At 55.0% G+C, this 17,222-nt stretch carries 17 protein-coding genes; 9 read left to right on the forward strand and 8 right to left on the reverse strand.

Features of this window, described 5'->3' with window-relative positions:
- Positions 1-71: 71 nt before the first annotated feature.
- From D9K61_RS08165 to D9K61_RS08185, 5 genes are all read right to left on the reverse strand, one after another.
- Positions 72-1,304 carry a Tm-1-like ATP-binding domain-containing protein gene (locus D9K61_RS08165; RefSeq protein ID WP_120632779.1) on the reverse strand — a complete coding sequence of 411 codons (1,233 nt, stop codon included), beginning with the start codon at positions 1,302-1,304 and terminating at the stop codon, positions 72-74.
- Between the two features lie 23 nt (positions 1,305-1,327).
- Positions 1,328-2,812, reverse strand: a complete 1,485-nt coding sequence (locus D9K61_RS08170) for an aldehyde dehydrogenase family protein (protein WP_120632760.1) — start codon at positions 2,810-2,812, stop codon at positions 1,328-1,330.
- A 6-nt stretch (positions 2,813-2,818) separates the two neighbouring features.
- Entirely contained in the window at positions 2,819-4,336 is a 1,518-nt protein-coding gene (locus D9K61_RS08175; RefSeq protein ID WP_120632761.1) for a tripartite tricarboxylate transporter permease, read from the reverse strand.
- Between the two features lie 12 nt (positions 4,337-4,348).
- Positions 4,349-4,888 carry a tripartite tricarboxylate transporter TctB family protein gene (locus tag D9K61_RS08180; protein ID WP_120632762.1) on the reverse strand — a complete coding sequence of 180 codons (540 nt, stop codon included), beginning with the start codon at positions 4,886-4,888 and terminating at the stop codon, positions 4,349-4,351.
- A gap of 71 nt (positions 4,889-4,959) precedes the next feature.
- Positions 4,960-5,904 (reverse strand): tripartite tricarboxylate transporter substrate binding protein, encoded by a 945-nt coding sequence (locus D9K61_RS08185; protein ID WP_120632763.1) that lies wholly within the window; start codon positions 5,902-5,904, stop codon positions 4,960-4,962.
- Between the two features lie 110 nt (positions 5,905-6,014).
- Here D9K61_RS08185 and D9K61_RS08190 point away from each other — a divergent pair, with 110 nt between their 5' ends.
- The 6 genes from D9K61_RS08190 to D9K61_RS08215 all read left to right on the forward strand — a co-directional run bounded on the left by D9K61_RS08190 (position 6,015) and on the right by D9K61_RS08215 (position 12,159).
- The gene (locus D9K61_RS08190; RefSeq protein WP_120632764.1) at positions 6,015-6,824 is read left to right on the forward strand and encodes an IclR family transcriptional regulator; all 810 of its coding nucleotides are present in this window, start codon (positions 6,015-6,017) and stop codon (positions 6,822-6,824) included.
- Positions 6,821-8,167, forward strand: coding sequence for an aminotransferase class III-fold pyridoxal phosphate-dependent enzyme (locus D9K61_RS08195; protein ID WP_120632765.1), 1,347 nt, complete (start codon positions 6,821-6,823; stop codon positions 8,165-8,167). Before D9K61_RS08190 ends, D9K61_RS08195 begins: the two co-directional genes overlap by 4 nt.
- A gap of 8 nt (positions 8,168-8,175) precedes the next feature.
- Entirely contained in the window at positions 8,176-9,033 is an 858-nt protein-coding gene (locus D9K61_RS08200) for an MBL fold metallo-hydrolase (protein WP_120632766.1), read from the forward strand.
- A gap of 14 nt (positions 9,034-9,047) precedes the next feature.
- Positions 9,048-10,337 carry an aspartate aminotransferase family protein gene (locus D9K61_RS08205; protein ID WP_120632767.1) on the forward strand — a complete coding sequence of 430 codons (1,290 nt, stop codon included), beginning with the start codon at positions 9,048-9,050 and terminating at the stop codon, positions 10,335-10,337.
- The gene (locus D9K61_RS08210; protein WP_120632768.1) at positions 10,334-11,269 is read left to right on the forward strand and encodes a phosphotransferase; all 936 of its coding nucleotides are present in this window, start codon (positions 10,334-10,336) and stop codon (positions 11,267-11,269) included. The genes D9K61_RS08205 and D9K61_RS08210 overlap by 4 nt, the downstream gene beginning before the upstream one ends.
- 332 nt (positions 11,270-11,601) lie before the next feature.
- Positions 11,602-12,159, forward strand: coding sequence for a GrpB family protein (locus D9K61_RS08215; protein WP_120632769.1), 558 nt, complete (start codon positions 11,602-11,604; stop codon positions 12,157-12,159).
- A gap of 124 nt (positions 12,160-12,283) precedes the next feature.
- On the opposite strand, the gene D9K61_RS08220 is transcribed toward D9K61_RS08215, so the two are convergent.
- On the reverse strand, positions 12,284-13,198 hold the full coding sequence (locus D9K61_RS08220; protein WP_120632770.1) for a LysR family transcriptional regulator: 915 nt from the start codon (positions 13,196-13,198) through the stop codon (positions 12,284-12,286).
- An 82-nt stretch (positions 13,199-13,280) separates the two neighbouring features.
- Here D9K61_RS08220 and D9K61_RS08225 point away from each other — a divergent pair, with 82 nt between their 5' ends.
- A complete protein-coding gene (locus tag D9K61_RS08225) occupies positions 13,281-14,174 on the forward strand; it encodes a nuclear transport factor 2 family protein (protein WP_120632771.1) in 894 nt (297 codons plus the stop codon).
- Positions 14,175-14,218: 44 nt separating this feature from the next.
- Entirely contained in the window at positions 14,219-15,235 is a 1,017-nt protein-coding gene (locus tag D9K61_RS08230) for a VOC family protein (protein ID WP_120632772.1), read from the forward strand.
- A 162-nt stretch (positions 15,236-15,397) separates the two neighbouring features.
- Here D9K61_RS08230 and D9K61_RS08235 read toward each other — a convergent pair whose 3' ends face one another.
- Positions 15,398-15,844: an SRPBCC family protein gene (locus D9K61_RS08235; RefSeq protein WP_120632780.1), complete on the reverse strand. Its 447-nt coding sequence runs from the start codon at positions 15,842-15,844 to the stop codon at positions 15,398-15,400.
- A 113-nt stretch (positions 15,845-15,957) separates the two neighbouring features.
- On the opposite strand from D9K61_RS08235, the gene D9K61_RS08240 reads away from it, so the two are divergent.
- The gene (locus D9K61_RS08240; RefSeq protein ID WP_216825771.1) at positions 15,958-16,320 is read left to right on the forward strand and encodes a YafY family protein; all 363 of its coding nucleotides are present in this window, start codon (positions 15,958-15,960) and stop codon (positions 16,318-16,320) included.
- 57 nt (positions 16,321-16,377) lie between these two features.
- Here D9K61_RS08240 and istB read toward each other — a convergent pair whose 3' ends face one another.
- Positions 16,378-17,130 (reverse strand): IS21-like element helper ATPase IstB, encoded by a 753-nt coding sequence (gene istB, locus D9K61_RS08245; RefSeq protein WP_120631526.1) that lies wholly within the window; start codon positions 17,128-17,130, stop codon positions 16,378-16,380.
- Positions 17,131-17,222: the final 92 nt, after the last annotated feature.

Consider the following 17,222-nt stretch of genomic DNA (forward strand, 5'->3'; position numbering starts at 1 on the left):
TCATGTTAATTATTAATATGCTATGTGTCAACCATCTCAGGCACAACACGAAGCATTGGTTTTAGGGCCTCTCAGCCTTTGACAATGCCGTCTGCGCGCCACTGGTCGAAGATCTCGAGGGCCTTCTCGGCAAAAACCGCATCATTGATATGCCCATCAATATGGTGGGCTACGACATTGTCAGGCAGTGAGGCTTCGAGGTCTTGCAGGAACAACTCGAGCCCATGCTTATTGTGCAGATCAGCACCTTCTCGGTCCCATTCTCCCAATCCGTGTTTCGGCAGTAAAAGGGCGACCGGCCCCTTTGATTTAGCCAGTTGCGCATTGTGTTTTTGCGCGACCGCTTGGCGCTCGCTCTCATCCAGAACGATAGAGGTCAGAAGGCGGTTATGTTCATGTCGCGGGTGCTCCGCCCATTTTTCTGGCAAGGGCTGCCAGCCAATGATGTCCACAAGGTCATAGCATCCCGGCGCAACCAGCTGTGGCGTACCCACCCGGCCTGCGTTGGTCAGACGATCCGGCCCCGCCGAGATATTGGACCCATTGACGAAGTTGCCCAATTCCTGGGTGCAAAAGTCAAATACACAGGCAAAAGCCCCCTGCCCGGCCAGGCTTTCAAAGGCCCGCCCACCCATTCCCGTCGAATGGAACACTGCCACCTCAAAACCGCGTTCTTCGAGGGCGGGTTTCAACGGCACCATATATTTCAGCGCTGACTTGCCAAGAGAGGTCATACCGATCAGAGGCTTGGCGGATTTGGGCAATACCACGGCCCGCGCCGCACCAAGCACGGCACCTGCAGCTTGGCTCAGGGAGGCTTTGCAGACAGAGTTGAGACCATAAAGACCCCCTGCCCATAGTATCATTTGCGCGTCTGCGGCCAGGCGTTCGGGCGGAATCAACGGCGAGAACGACACCGTGGATACGATGTATTTAGGCACACCAAGCGGCAGCGCAGATGTGACATCAAGTGCCAAATCCGTCGCCATGGTGCCGCCCAGAATAATCATGCCATCAAACCTGCCTTCGGCATAAAGGCGCGCGGTCAACAGGGACGCACCCTGCGCCATGATCTGCATGGCCTTATTTTCATCACCCGACGCAATGGCTTCGGCGATAGAGCTGCCGCCCTCTTCGGCGACGTCGTGTTTCGAGTAATCCGTGGCTTTGGACGGATCACCCAACACCGACACATCCATCGTCACGACGCGTCCACCCTGTTCTCGGATTACGCCTGCCAGAAAATCCAATTCGTCGTCTTTTGTATCATACGTACCGACGACCAGGATTGCTTTGTCTGCCATGTCAGTGCCCCCCCCGGCGATTTTCAGAGTTTGATCCAAGCGGTCTTGAGGTTGACGTATTTCTCAAGGGCGTGCAGCGACTTGTCCGATCCGTTACCTGACTGCCCGACACCGCCCAGCGGAACCGTGCCATCGGCACCGCCATAGGTGTTGATGTGCATGACCCCGGTGCGCACGCCACGCACCATCTTGTGTGCGCGGCTTAAGTTAGAGGTCCACGCAGCGCCAGCCAAGCCATAGACAGTAGAGTTGGCAATCTGGATCGCCTCTTCGTCGGTCTCAAACGGGGTGACACCCAAGACCGGGCCAAAGACTTCTTGTTGCGCAAGTGTGGCATCTCGTGTCACGCCTGTCACGATTGTGGGGGCCATGAAATAACCACCCGTTTCCTGAAGGATACGGTCACCGCCTGTGATCACCTCGCCGCCTTCGGCTTTGGCGATGTCCACAAATCCGAGGTTCTGTTTCAGCTGAACCTCGGAATTGACCGCGCCAATCTGGGTTTCAACGCTCAGCGGGTCACCGACCCGCATCGTCGCCGTCGCCTTGGTCACTGCGGCAACAAACTCATCATGGATAGAGGCTTCCACGAGCAGCCGTGATCCCGCAACACAGACTTGCCCTGCATTCCGAAAGATACCGCCCGCCGCGACTTTGGCCGCTTCGTCAAGATTGGGCGCGTCAGCAAAGACGATATTGGGCGATTTACCACCAAGTTCGAGGTAGACCCTCTTCATGTTTGAGCGCGCCGAATACTCCATCAAGCGACGGCCCGTACCACCCGATCCGGTAAAGACCAGCACGTCCACATCCATCGACAGGCCCATTGCTTCACCAACGACAGCCCCTTCGCCTGTTACCGCATTCAGAACACCAGGCGGCAGGCCCGCTTCCAGCGCAAGCTCTGTCATGCGCATCAGCGACAGGGACGCGGTTTCAGCTGGTTTGAGGACCACGGAATTGCCCAATGCCAGCGCTGGCCCCAGTTTCCAGGCACCGATCATCATCGGAAAATTCCACGGAATGATTGCGCCCACGACACCCACTGGTTCCTTATGGATCATCCCCAGAATGTCGCCGGGCGTTGGGGCGATTTCCCCATAAAGCTTGTCCAGCGCCTCGGCGTAGTACCGAATGGTGCCCGCTGCAGAGCCCGGCTCCGCCTTAAGCGCCATCCCGATTTCTGTGCCGTTGTCGCGCACACCCAGCACCGCCAGTTCAAGTGCGTTTGCCTCAATCAGCTCCGCCCATTTCAACAGAACCTTCTTGCGTGCAGCAGGCGGTTGACCACACCAGCGTTTGTCCTCGAAGGCCGCACGAGCCGAAGCGATCGCCGCAGTCATATCCCGGGCGGTGCCCTTGGCGACCTGGGTAAGTACCTGACCGTTCAACGGAGAAAGTACATCCATCGTTGCACCATCAGATGCAGGCACAATCTGACCGTCAATGACATGTCCACGTGGCGGGATTGGGTGCGCGCGCAGCGCGTCGATTTTGCTCTGGTCCATAAGGTCCTACCGTGTCTGAGAATCGTGAAGATCGTGATCTTCTTCGGGTTGACGCGCCTTGTACTCCTTGATCAGCGTGCGGATATGCAGTGCAAGAACAAGCACGATCAGAGCAAAGAGAATGAACGATATGGGTCGGTTGATCATATCCAGTGGAGAATTCAACCGTGGCAAGGAAGACCGCAGCTTCACCTCCATGATGCCACCCAGAACCATGCCCAGAATGATCGGCACGATAGGCAGGTTCAGCCGCTTCAGGATCAGACCAAGCACGCCAAACACCGCTGCGATCATGCAATCCGTCAGAGAGTTGCGCAGGCTGTAAACCCCCACAAACGACAGGATCAGGATCATCACCCCGAGAAAGCGCGTGGGCACTCGGATGATCTTTGTCAGCAGGTTCGTCGAAAACAGCAGGAAGACGAACACTATGACGTTCAGCAGGATCAGTGCCAGATAAAGCCCGTAGACCAGGTCGATATTATTCTGGAACAATTGCGGACCGGGGATGACATTGTGAACATAGAAGACTGATAGCATCATTGCCGTCAGCGCTTCACCGGGAATTCCCAGCGCCAGAAGCGGGATCATCGCAGCGGCAGGCACAGCATTATTGGCAGCCTCCGACGCGATGAGCCCTTCGGGAGACCCTTTACCGAAATCGTCCGGCTTCTTGGATGTCTTCTGGGCGTAGGTGTAGCTCATGAATTGGGCGGTGAATTCGCCGGTGCCGGGGATCATACCGAGGATGACACCAAAACCAGAGGCGACCGTGGCCACCCGCTTGTGGCCAAGCAACTCCTTGAAACCCGCCGACATCCGGCCTGTCACGGGCTTGGCATCCGGGCTGCTGTCCGGGGCAGTTAGCAGATAAAATGCCTGACTAAGGGCGAATAGGCCCAGCACCACCACGATCAGATTGATGCCCGAAATCAGGAAATTCAAATCAAATGCATAGCGCTGTGTGTAAGTGACCGGGTCCAGACCAATGGTCTGGAGAAGGATGCCAAACATGGCCAGAAAGCCCGCCGCAAAGATTTGTCCACGGTGGGCCAGAATAACCAATATGATACCCAAAAGCGCGGCAAGAAAGATTTCGCGGCTGCCGAACATCGGTGCTATCAACGCCAGCACGGGCGACAACAGGATCAGGCACAAGATACCAAAAATCCCGCCCCAGAAGGATGCGCTATATGCCAGTGAGACGGCGCGGTGCGCTTCGCCACGTTCTGTCATAGGATACCCATCATAGGACGTCAGTGCGTTCACGGCCGTACCCGGCGTATTGATCAAAACCGCCGGGATCGCGCCACCATACATGGACGACCCGTAGATGCCCAAAAGCATCGTCAGACCGACGATTGGGTCAAGAGAGAACGTCGCAGGCAGCAGAATTGCAATGGCAACCGCAGGTCCAACGCCTGGAATGGCACCAATGATCACACCTCCGACCGAACCGACCAAAAGGGCCAGCATAACATCCCAACGGGCCAACATCTCGGCTCCGGCAAGCAAATTTTCCATTTGTTAATCCGATCAGAAATAGGTCAGCATGATCTGGCGCAGCCCGGCCGGCAACGCCTCATAGAATTTTCCGGCAGGAAGCTTTACCTGAAGGATCGTCTTGAACAGCACCACGATGACAACAGCGCTTGCAACAGACCCGACTAGGGCGGCGCGACTGCGATATCCGACACGCAGCACGAGCAAGACTGCAAAGGCAACCGTAGAAGGTAGATAGCCCAGGTAGGGAACCACTGCAGCGTAAGCAATGAACCAAGCCGCATACTCCAGGGATGACACCCAAAGCCAGATTTCTTGCCATCGACCGCTAATTCGCTCTGACAGCGCCGATCCCAAGAGGTGAAAAACGGCAAAGACTGTCATTCCTATCAAAGCGACAGCAGGCCAGAAACGGGGCTGTGTCACGATGCTCTTGCCCGATGTGTAGGCCGTCTGCTGTGTGATCTGGCTCAGTAGAAAGACGCTGAAAATTAATATGACCCACGCAAAGACGATGTCTCCGGGACGACGATATCTTTTGAACAACGACTGCAGTGTTTTGACATGTGACATTCTAGACCCTTCTCACAGATGATCAGGTGAAAAGCTGGGCGGCAATGCCGCCCAGCTTGCATGCAAAAGAATTAGTTTGCGAGGAGCGTCTCGATACCTGCAAGCGTATTGATGTCTTTTGTGATCTGCGCCTCGACTTGGTCTGCCGGCTGCCAGTAGACGGCTGCGCCTGTTTCTGCGGCCAGCTCCTGTGCACGCTCTGACATCACGGTTTTTTGTGCAACTGCGATGATCTTGTCGCGAACGTCTTGCGGTGTGTCTTTGTGCACGAACAACCCGTTCCAGAGTGCGACATCCAAATTCGGCGCAAGTTCGGCAACCGTTGGAGCGTCAGGTGTCAGCGGGATGCGCTCTGATCCGATTGATGCAAGCACTTTGACATCATCAAGACAAGGAAGGATCTGCTGTAGCGTCGTATTGATCACATCAACGTCGCCTGATGCCAGTGAATTACAGTCAAGTGCATCAAAGGCCGCGTCCGCGGAGAACGAGAAGCCCATTTCCTTTGCCAAACCAAATGTCACCTGCGTTGGGACCAGCGGCGCACCGAAATGGCCCAGCACGACGTCATTTTCTTTTGCGTATTCTGCCAGACCATTGATGTCATCGTAAGGCGCGTTGCCGCCAGCAGCGATGACAAACGGATAGGTCAGGAAATTGCCGAGCGGCACAAAAGGATCAGGGTTGAGAGCCGGGATGCCAATTTGCGGCCCCACAACAGGAATCGCGATGATAAAGGACCCGATTGTGTAACCGTCTCCTGGCGCGTTGGCGACTTCAACTGCGCCGGGGAAAGGGCCGCCGCCGCCGCCAGGCTTGTTCACGACTGCTGTTGGCACGCCGTATTCGACCTGAAAGTCCTCTGCGATCATACGGGTCAGCACATCTTCCAGGTCACCTGGAGGCCATGGAACAACGAATTCCACGGGCTTTTCAGGATACTCGGCCTGCGCTGCGCCAGCGAAGGCCGTCATAGCAAGCGCTACGGCGGTCAGTGGTGTCGTGATCTTTTTCATTTCTGTCTCCCTATATGGTTCATATATTGAACCTCTCGAATAAATAAACCTTGCCATGTTAATAATAAACATGTCAATGTATTTTTGCAAAACCTGAAGTGGAGGCTCGAATGTCATCTGCCGCGAAAACACTTGAGCTGTTGTCTTTCTTCACAACCGCGCGTCCGCAGATCGGACTATCGCGGATGTGCAAGCTTGCGCGTAGAGATAAGGCTACAACCTACCGACACTTGCGTGTGCTGCAGGACGCAGGCTTTCTGGAGCAAGACCAGCTTACGAAACAGTATCGGTTGGGGCCAGTGGTGCTGCAACTGGCCAAAACGCGAGAAACAACATTCCCGAGAACAGCGGCTGTTGAAAAGCCCCTCTACGCCTTGGCCGAAGCAACCGGAGAGACGGCACATGTAACTGTATTATCCGGTGAGACCGTCTATGCTCTGTCAGATTGCGAGTCGCAGGTGCACAGTACGCGCGCCATCGTAGACATTCAGACTTTTTCACTACATGCCACTGCGTCTGGGCTGTGTGCTCTTGCATATGGACCAGCAAATCTGATCGAAGTCGCTGCGAAGAAAATGGAAACTTTCACCGCAAGCACCGTTCAGTCACGGCAAGCCCTTTCAGATGTTGTTCAACAAGTGCGGGAAACCGGCTTTGCACGGTCAAACCGAAGCTTCGAAGACGAAATCTACGGCATTGCTACACCAATTTTTGACGAATCCGGTAAATTTGCCGGTTCTGTCTCGGTTGCAAGCGTTGCCACGCGCTTCGGACCCGAGCAGGAGCGCCTGATCTTGGAGAAAATTGTGATCGCCAGTCGTGAAATCACCCGAGCATGGGGTGGCGTCGTTCCCCGAGAAACCGAAGCCACCTGGACCAAAACCTTATCCGAAACACCACATATGGAGCCCGCATCATGAAAGACTCGAATTTTCTCAAGGAAAACAACGCCCGTCAAATGTGGCATCCGATGACGTCGCCACAGGATAGCATTGAAAACCCACCGAAGATCATCACTGAGGCTGATGGCGTTAGCATTACAGATATTGACGGTCACCGGGTTGTCGACGGCGTTGGTGGTCTTTGGAACGTCAATCTCGGCTACTCGTGTCAGCCTGTAAAAGATGCGATGGCAGATCAGCTTGCGCGTATGCCGTACTATTCAACCTTCCGCGGTACAACGAACGATGTCGCCATCGAATTAGCCTACGAACTGGCCGACTTCTTTGCACCGGATGGTCTGACACGTGCGTTCTTTACCTCTGGTGGTTCGGATTCCGTCGAAACATCGCTGCGTTTGGCGCGTCAGTATCACAAACTCAGGGGCGAAGCCGGCCGCGTGAAATTCCTGAGCCTCAAAAAGGGGTATCACGGAACGCATATCGGAGGCGCCAGCGTCAATGGCAACGCGAACTTCCGCAACGCTTATGAGCCGCTGTTGCCCGGATGCTACCATATCCCTGCGCCCTATACCTATCGCAATCCGTTCAACGAAACGGATCCCGAGAAGCTTGCGCAGCTTTGTGTGGCCGCCCTTGAGGATGAGATCGCCTTTCAAGGACCAAATACGATTGCCGCGATGATAATGGAGCCCATCCTGGGCGCCGGTGGAGTGATCCCGCCGCACAAGTCTTTCGCACCGATGGTACAAGAGATCTGCAACCGCCACGGTATCTTGTTGATCACGGACGAGGTTATCACAGCCTACGGCCGCACAGGTGCTTGGTCGGGCGCACGGCTCTGGGGGATCCAGCCTGACATGATGTGCACAGCCAAGGCCATCACCAACGGATTTTTCCCGTTTGGGGCGGTCATGATCGGTGACAAGATGATTGAAGTGTTCGAAGACAACCCGGCCGCCAAGATCGGGCATGGCTATACCTATTCCGGCCACCCGGTCGGGGCAGCGGCTGCACTTGCTTGTCTCGCGGAAATCAAGCGCGCGAATGTCGTTGAGAACGCAGCAGTGCGGGGCACGCAGCTGTATACTGGCTGTCAGACCCTGATGGACAAGCACGGAATTATTGGTGATGTCCGCGGAGGTCACGGTCTGATGACGGCCATTGAAATGGTGAGCGACCGCGCAACCAAGAAACCGATTGACGGTCCAACAGCCCAAAAAGTGCAGGATGTCGCTTATGAAAACGGCGCCATGGTCCGAGTGTCTGGTCCCAACCTGATCCTGTCCCCGCCTTTGGTGCTTACCGAGCAGGACGCATCCACCATCCTAACGGCGCTCGACGCCGGTTTTTCGGCAGTGTGAGGTCACAAATGTCTGAAAACTACGTAGCGCTTCTGGGCACCAAGGGTGGTCCATCCATCCGGCCCGGCTCGTCCATGCCCACCTCCAATCTGGTCTGTATTGACGGCCAGAAAATCGTCGTTGATTGCGCGCTTGGTGTGACACGCGGGCTGGTGGATCAAGGTATGCTCCTGAAAGAGCTGTCGACCATCTTTATCAGCCATCTGCATTCGGATCATTACCTTGAACTCGGGCCTCTGATCCACACTGCATGGACCTCTGGCCTGACCACCGTTGTCGACGTTTGGGGACCCGCAGGAATTGACACGTATTGGGAAGGGTTCGTTGCGTCGATGAAGGCCGATATTGACTTGCGGATCATCGACGATGGACGCGACGATCTGCGCGAACTGGTACGCATCCATGTTGTCGATGACGGCGTTGTGCTTGACCGGGATGGCCTGACCGTTTCTGCCATTCGCACTGAACACCCACCATTGATCGACAGCTTTGCGTTTTCTTTCAAAACCAAGGATGTTTATGCCGTCTTTTCCGGTGACACCGCGCCCCTGCCCGCACTCGCCGACTTCGCCCGCGGCGCTGATCTGCTTATCCACGAAGCCATGTTGGAATCTGCTTTGCCAGCGTTGATGGAACGGATCGGCAATGGCAGTGAACTGCTGATGCAGCATTGGCTTCGTGCGCATACCTTTGCGCATGATGCCGCAAAAACCGCGACGCAAGCCGGCGTCAAGAAACTCGCCTTGTCACATCTCATTCCATCGGACGATCCCAACTATGGGGAAAAAGACTGGAAAGACGCCGTCGCCCCGCATTGGAGCGGACCGCTGGTGGTTGGGGGCGACGGCGTAAGGATACCACTCTAGCACAAGGCACGGCCATGAAGCGTACCATAGAGAAATTGCTTGCTGATCGGTCCAGATTGCTTGGGCCGAACGTTTCCACCTTTTACGATGATCCAGTTCATTTCGTGAAAGGTGAGGGCGTTTGGCTGTGGGATTCTGCGGGGCGCAAATATCTCGATTGCTATAACAACGTGCCCCATGTGGGTCACTGCAACCCGCGCGTGGTCGAGGCGATCTGTCGTCAGGCCAGCACGCTGAACACGCACACCCGCTACCTGCACGATGGCATTCTGGACTACGTCGAGACGCTGACATCGACGATGCATACATCCCTGGACACGGCTATTTTGACCTGCACCGGGTCCGAGGCAAACGATGTTGCCCTGCGCATGGCCGAGGCCGTCACGGGGAAACGCGGGATCATCGCAACGGATGCCACCTACCACGGAAACACCTCGCTGGTCAGTCAGCTGAGCAAATCAAACGTGCCCACCGTGGGCTTTGGTCTTGATGAGTACTTTCGCTTTGTCAAAGCGCCGGATAGCTATCGTGCGCCTGATCCCGACGGTACGGCTTTTGCGGCGTCCGTCGCCGCTCAGATCGAGGCGCATGAGGATGCCGGAACAGGCTTTGCTGCTCTGGTTGTGTGCCCATATTTCCTTAACGAAGGGTTTCCTGACAACCCCGACGGCTGGCTCAAACCCGTCGGCGAAGTGGTCCGCAAGGCCGGCGGGCTTCTGATCTGTGACGAAGTACAGTCAGGGTTCGGGCGGACTGGCACCCACATGTGGGCGCATGAAAAGATGGGCATCGTCCCTGATGTCGTGGTTCTGGGCAAACCCATGGCCAATGGTCATCCGATGGGCGGCGTCGTTGCCGGGGGCGACATCGTATCGGCTTTCAGAAACGGGTATCGCTATTTCAACACTTTCGGTGGCAACCCGGTCTCATGTGCCGCAGCGCTCGCAGTTTTACAGGAAATCCGAAGCGAAGACCTCGTTGCAAGTGCAGAACGGGTGGGCCGGCATGCCCGAGCCCGCCTGGTCGCCTTGAAACAGAAACACGAGGTAATCGGCGATGTACGTGGCTCTGGCCTGATTTTTGGGGCAGAGATGGTAGTCGATAGGGCGAGCAAGGAACCGGCGAGCCAATTCACTGACCGCGTCATCAATGCGATGCGACATCGTGGGATCATCCACTCGAAATTGGGACGGCACAAGAATACATTGAAAATCCGTCCGCCGATGCCTTTTTCAATCAACAACGCGGACCTGTTATTCGACACGCTGGACGAAGTACTGTCGCAAACGACGGTATCGCCATGAACAATGTCATTGCACAGGCGCTCAGCCTTTGGGGAATGGATGGCGCTGCCACCCATCTGATCGCAGCACGCGAAAATTCGGTTTACAATGTGAGCGCAGGCACAGGTCCCGTTGCCCTGCGCCTGCATCGGCAAGGTTACAGAACTGATGCCGAGTTATGGTCAGAACTGGAATGGATGTCTGCTGTTTCCAAAGGCGGTATTAGCGTCCCCACCCCTATTGCATCGCAATCCGGCAAGATGCTGCATGTGATTGAGGGCGTACAAGTTGATGTTCTGAGCTGGCTTCCCGGGGTGCCGTTGGCAGATACAGTGACAGAGATGGCGGCTGCTGGTCGAGCCACGCTGTTCCATTCAATTGGTCGGGAAATGGCCAGATTGCATCTGGTGTCCGACTCATGGGACCGCCCATACGGGTTTGTCCGCTGTGCGTGGGACAGGGAAGGTTTGCTTGGAGACGCACCTCTTTGGGATCGCTTCTGGGACAACCCTGCCCTGTCTGCAGACGACCGGAACATGCTGTTGGCCCTTCGGCGAAAGGCGAGCGCTGATCTGGTTGGCATTGGGGGCAACCAAGATTACGGGCTGATCCACGCGGATCTTGTAAGTGCCAACATCATGGTTTCCAACAATGCGTTAAGCCTTATTGATTTTGATGATGGTGGCTTTGGGTTTCGGCTTTTCGAGATCGCCACGGCACTCTTGAAGTTTTCTGACGATACGGACTTTCCGACCATTAGATCAGGATTGATCAAAGGGTACCAAGCGATACGGCCAATTGACCTTACTGCAATCGATATGTTCATGGCATTGCGCGCGGCATCCTATGTGGGATGGAACATAACCCGGATGAATGAAAAAGGTGGCGCAGCCCGCAATGAACGCTTCATCGACGCCGCGCGACACCACGCGTCTGTCTACCTCTCGCAATAACCGGCGCAGTCTGCACGGAAACAATAGACAGATGGGTTTCTCAAAGATCTGCTCTACGATCGGGGGTGCGACAGCGGTGATTTTACCATATCTCAGCAGGAAGCGGCCCTTCTCTGCCAGACATGTTCCAATGTCTTGTACCAGAAGACGAGCCTAGCCGCTAAGCCGATACAAAGCGCGACGCGGCTCATATTGTGTTTCGACACGGTGCGCCTCCGCATCACTGCTGCAAGCCGGTCGGGGCAGAGGTCACGCCGAACGCCCTGAGAAGCAAACAAGTTCTTTCGGTTTGGTACTTACTTTCCCGACAATCTCTGACTAAATCATGCAACATGATTGAGATTGTAGAATACAAGCGGCAATGGCCAGAAGAGTTTCAACTCTTAGCAGATAAAGTCCGTCAGCGCGTTGGAGCATCGATTCTGGGACTACACCACATCGGGTCCACAGCAGTGCCAGGGATGGATGCAAAGGACGTGATCGATATCCAGATTTCGGTTGAAGATTTATCCTTGGACGCTGAGAAGGGATTAGAACTCGCCGGTTTTGAGAGGGTCCCAAACCTGGTAGATCACTGCCCCTTTGGCATGACTTTGCCAGACGAACAACTCAGCAAGCGATTCTATAGAGGCGTAACGCGGGCCGCCAATGTTCACGTTCGACAGATCGGACGCGTCAACCATCGATACCCATTGCTATGCCGCGACTTTTTGCGCCACCATAAAGGTGCTGCCTCTGCATATGCAGAAATGAAACGGCAACTCGCAAAGAGATTCCCAAATGACGTGGATTCCTACTATGCGATCAAGGATCCGGCCTTTGATCTGATTATGTCAGGCGCAGAAGAATGGGCGATTTCCAGCGACTGGTCCATTCCTGACTATGATTGACGCGATCATTCAGAGGGATTCACCAATTCGGGTGCCGTAATACCCTTTTACAGTCGTTGTTTTTAAGCATTGAACGTCGATTGGAGTCGTTGGCCCAGACCGAAGTAGCGAGGGACCCAGCGGCTTAGGACTCACTGGACTTGGCCGCTGCCCTGACCTGCTGTCGGAACCAGGTATGTCTGGGCGATTTGGTTGATCTGACGTGCCAGGATTGAGCAATGGTGTCTCTTGGCTGCTCGAACGGCGGCAGACAGTTGGCGAGGTCCCTAAATATCGTATCGCTCAGTCGTTCGGGCATCACCGCAACATAATCCGTTCCCCGCAGCATCGTGGCGACAGCCGAAAAGCTTGGAACGCTCAGGGCAATGTGACGTTTTTCACCCAATCCAGTTAACGTTTTGTCGATCGTTGTTCTTCGGAATGCGCCCGGAGACATGATGACATGATGGGCTTCGAGGTACCGGTCAAGCGTGTCCGGGGGTTCCCGGTGCAATGCGTCGAAGAAGCAAATATCGGTATCATCACTAAGCAAGCGCTGCTGGATGACCTCGGTGCTGTCTGATGTAATCTCAAGGGACAAAACCAGGTCCGTCTTGCCTGATCTCAACAGATCGACCCATTCATCCTGTGCACGAGCACGCATGACCTCCAATCTTACATCTGGTGCCTGTGTGCGCAGCAACGCGGTGAGCGGTTTGACAATGATCTCAATTTCGTAGTCGCTTGCCGCGATCCGGAACGGGCGTTCATCCGTTTGAGGGTTATAGGCACCCTGCCGTGCAAACCCCTCCATCCCCAGCAGTATCTCACGCGCGCGTTCGACAAGCATGTGGGCTTTTTCAGTTGGCGTAATCCCCCGACCCATGGGGACGAACAACTCGTCGCCGGTGATCGCGCGCAGCCGATTTAGCCCGTGGCTGACAGTTGATTGCGTCAGATTAAGGCTCTGCGCGGCACCGGTCACCGTCCCTTCTTGATAGACGGCGACAAACATGGACAGTAACCGTCCGTCCAATCCATACTCATCGAAATTCTTCATGAATACGATTTATAATGTTTCTATTTTTTTATCAATCAAAGTCGCTATCTCTCCGACATATTCAACACGCCGGAGCATCGTTATGAACTTCAAATCCACGATAACCGCTATCAGCCTCGCACTGTTGGCAGGCAATACCGCATCTGCTGACATGAGCACGATTTCGGATGAAACAAACAACTCCATCCGTCTGGCGGAAGGATTCTATGAAGACGTTCTCGTTTACCGAAACCTGAACAACTTCGATAAATACGTCGGTGAAATATACATTCAACACGCGACCGCATACGGTGACGGCCCGGCTGAACTGATAAGTGCGGTTGCCAAGGAATTGACTGCGGACCCCAACGTCGAAGTCACGCTTTATCGCACAATTGCCGAAGGGTCTTATGTGGCGATCCACTCGGTCTGGAAAACTTCGGACGGCAGTGAATATGTCTATGTCGACATCTGGCGGGAAGAAGACGGCAAGCTTGTTGAGCACTGGGATCATTATCAGCAAGCACCGGCTGAGGCGGCAAATGCCAACACCATGTACCAAGGGCCGGATGCTGACATCTATTCGGCAACGCAGGATATCGAACGCAACCGCGCACGTGCGATTGCCGTTCTGAAGACATTCGAAAATCCCGCCGACGCATCGGCAGTGACAGATTACATTTCTGACACCACCTATATCCAGCATAACCCACTTGTCGAAGATGGCCGTGACGCTCTGCTCGGCTATCTGGATCTACTTGCCAAATCCGATGTTCAACTGAAAACTGACATTGCTAAAACCATCGCGATGGGAGACATGGTTCTTGTCCATTCCAAGCAAACCGACCTGAATAAGGAAGGTGATCTGGGTATCGGCTACATGGATATCTTCCGCTTTGATGACAACGGTCAGATTGTCGAGCATTGGGATATCGCCGAAGCCCAAACCGGTGAGTCCGCCAACGACAACGATGTCTTTGGCTACCCCAACGACTAAAAGCTCTTAGCTACCCATTTGAAACGAAGAACACTCAGCGCCAAATGATCGAAATAATTGGTCAGGCGCTGGGGATCTCGTGTTTGGTCAGAACGATGAAGGAAATTTCAGTGGCTGGAACGTTTAATCGTCGAAAATTCATTGCCCTTTCCGCTGCTGGCGGCGCTACGCTGGGCACGGGGGCGATGATAGCTGACATGGCCTTGGGTCAGTTCCTGGCAAAGAAAAGCGCCAGTCACGACATGAATGTGAAAACCGGAGGTCCACGGATGAGCAGCGGCGCAGCCCCAATATCGATCAACACGGTCGAGCTTGTTGTCAATGATCTGGACCGGGTCGGTGATTTCTATCAGTTTGTTCTTGGTCTGCAGCAATTGCACCATGATGGAGAGACCATGGCGCTGGGGTCATCGGAAACGCCACTGTTGATGCTGCGCAGAGACAGGAACGCACGACGGTTCCCCAGTGAGGCGGGACTCTTTCACAACGCGTTTCTTATGCCTGACCGCGCGTCGCTTGGCAGATGGTTGCAGCACGCGGCGGATGCGGGTGTCCGCTTGACCGGTGCCGCGGATCACGATGTCAGTGAGGCTATTTATCTGGACGACCCCGAGGGCAACGGCATCGAAGTCTATGCCGACAGACCAGTCGATGACTGGATCACTGAAACCGATGGTCAGATCAAAATGGGCTCTCACCGGTTGGACCTGGACGGCATCATTTCGGCAGCAAACGGGTCATGGGTGGCCGCCCCAGAGGATATGATCATCGGACACGTCCACTTGCAGGTTGGCGATGTCAAACAGTTGCATCAGTTCATGACAAACAAACTTGGGCAGGACCTCACACTGTTTGAAGGGAGCGCGGCTTTCTACTCTTCAGGCGGCTATCACCACCACTTTGCGGGCAATGTCTGGCGCAGCCAAGGTGCAGGAAAGAGAAGTCATAACAGTACAGGGCTTCGGCAGGTCACCTTGTCGTCAGATGGGTCGGTGGGCACACCATTCGCCTCAACCGATCCCTGGGGAACGCGTTTCGTGATCGAAACCCGCGACGTCTGAAGGATGAAGCACGCAAAATACCCATAATTGCCTTCGAAATAACCACTCTTGCCAAAATCCGATGTCTTCACTGTATCGCGTTCCATTTGGGAAGATGCGTGCGAAGCTGCCAATTGTGTTCAACCGCCAAATGGCTGCTTTGCGCGCGGGATCATTTCCCGCTCATCCTGCCCGAACTTTGTCCGCCAAACCATGAAGGTTCGCATCGATGATCTTGTCCATCATCATCTTCATCATGGTTTGCCCCATCAGCCATCCAAGCGGTCCATATTTTACGCGATAGTCAAAGGTCCAAGTGACCTTGGATTTTCCGCCTGTTCGGGCAATGCGGATTTCGGAACTGGCTTCGTGCAGAGGCATTGCAGCCATGTCAGACAGTTGCACTGTATAACCTGCACCCGGGCTCCAACCGGTCACCTCTTCGACCAAAGATGTTCCATTGGCAAAGTGGTTTCGTCGCTTTGAACCGATCCCGACCTCTCCGTCCGTCAATGCTTCGACAGATGTGATCTGGGGCGCGAACTCATCGATGTGCATAAAACGGCTGAGGACAGCCCATACTGCGTCTTGGGTTGCATCAATGGTAAGACTACGTTCGTGATGGATCATTGATTGTGGCTCCGCTGGCTTGCGCGGACTTCGCGCGTTTTCGATTTTCAAACCCGTCCTAGAACTCCCCTCCTCTCACCGTTATGACAGTAGTGTGAGAGGAGGCCTTAAAAATGCGTCGCACTGAACGACTGTTCCAGATTATCCAGATATTGCGATCTACCCGGTCGCCGATCACAGGACGGGAGTTGGCAGATGAATTGGAAATCTCACTCAGTACGCTCTATCGCGATATGGCAGAGCTACATGCACAGCGCATCCCGATCACCGGCGAAGCCGGGGTCGGTTACATACTCGATGACGGATACGACATGCCACCTCTCATGCTGACAGCAGATGAGTTGGAGGCCGCCGCTTTAGGAGCAGCTTGGGTAGTGTCAATCCCGGCGCAAAAAGGGTCAGTTTCCCGGTGTAAAATTGGTCAGTTTGTTTGGGAGTTAGCTGCGCCTTGGTGCGTGTGCTTGTCATATAGCTGACGCGTGCCAGGGCGCGCTGGCCGCAGGCCAGCCCTTCAGCCTTTGCGGGTTGGTGTTTCAGCTTCGGGCTTTGCGGCTCTGTCGCAGCCGGAAGCTTTCGCCGTTCATTTCCAGGATATGCACGTGGTGGGTCAGACGGTCCAGAATGGCACCTGTGAGGCGTTCTGATCCGAAGACCTCGGTCCATTCGTCGAATGGCAGGTTGGAGGTGATGATTATGGAGCCGCGCTCGTAGCGCTGGGAGATGACCTCGAAGAGCAACTCGGCGCCTGTTTTGCTGAGGGGCACGAAGCCAAGCTCGTCAATGATTAGCAGGTCCTGGCTGACCAGCTGCTTTTGCAGGCGTTGCAGACGCCGCTCGTCGACAGCCTCAATCAGGTCATGAACCAGAGCGGCGGCGGTCATGAAGCGGACCTTGAGGCCTTTCTGGCAGGCGGCCAGCCCAAGCCCCAATGCAACATGGGTTTTGCCGGTTCCACTTGGTCCCAGTGCGATGACATTCTGGCGGTGGCCGACGAACTCGCAGCGGGCCAACTGCATGGTCAGAACTTTGTTCAGCGACGGGATAACCTTGTAGTCGAAACTGTCCAGGCTTTTGGTCGCCGGGAACTTCGCGGCCTTGATCCGACGTTCGATCATCCGGCGTTCACGCTCGATCAGCTCCAGTTCACAGAGCCGCAACAGATACTGGATGTGATCCTTGTTCTCGGTCGCACACTGCCGGGCCAGCTTGCAGTATTCGCTGTGGAACGTCGGCAGGCGGAGTTTTTTGAGATGATGCTGCAGCAGCACTTGTGGGGTGCCGCTCATGTCGCCGTTCCTGACATCAGCACCCTGTAGCTGGCCGGGTTTGTCGTTTCGACCAGCGCCTTGGGCAAGTAGGGGTAGATGTCGAGGTTCAA

The sequence above is a fragment of the Ruegeria sp. EL01 genome, assembly GCF_900313035.1.
Classification (GTDB): domain Bacteria; phylum Pseudomonadota; class Alphaproteobacteria; order Rhodobacterales; family Rhodobacteraceae; genus Ruegeria.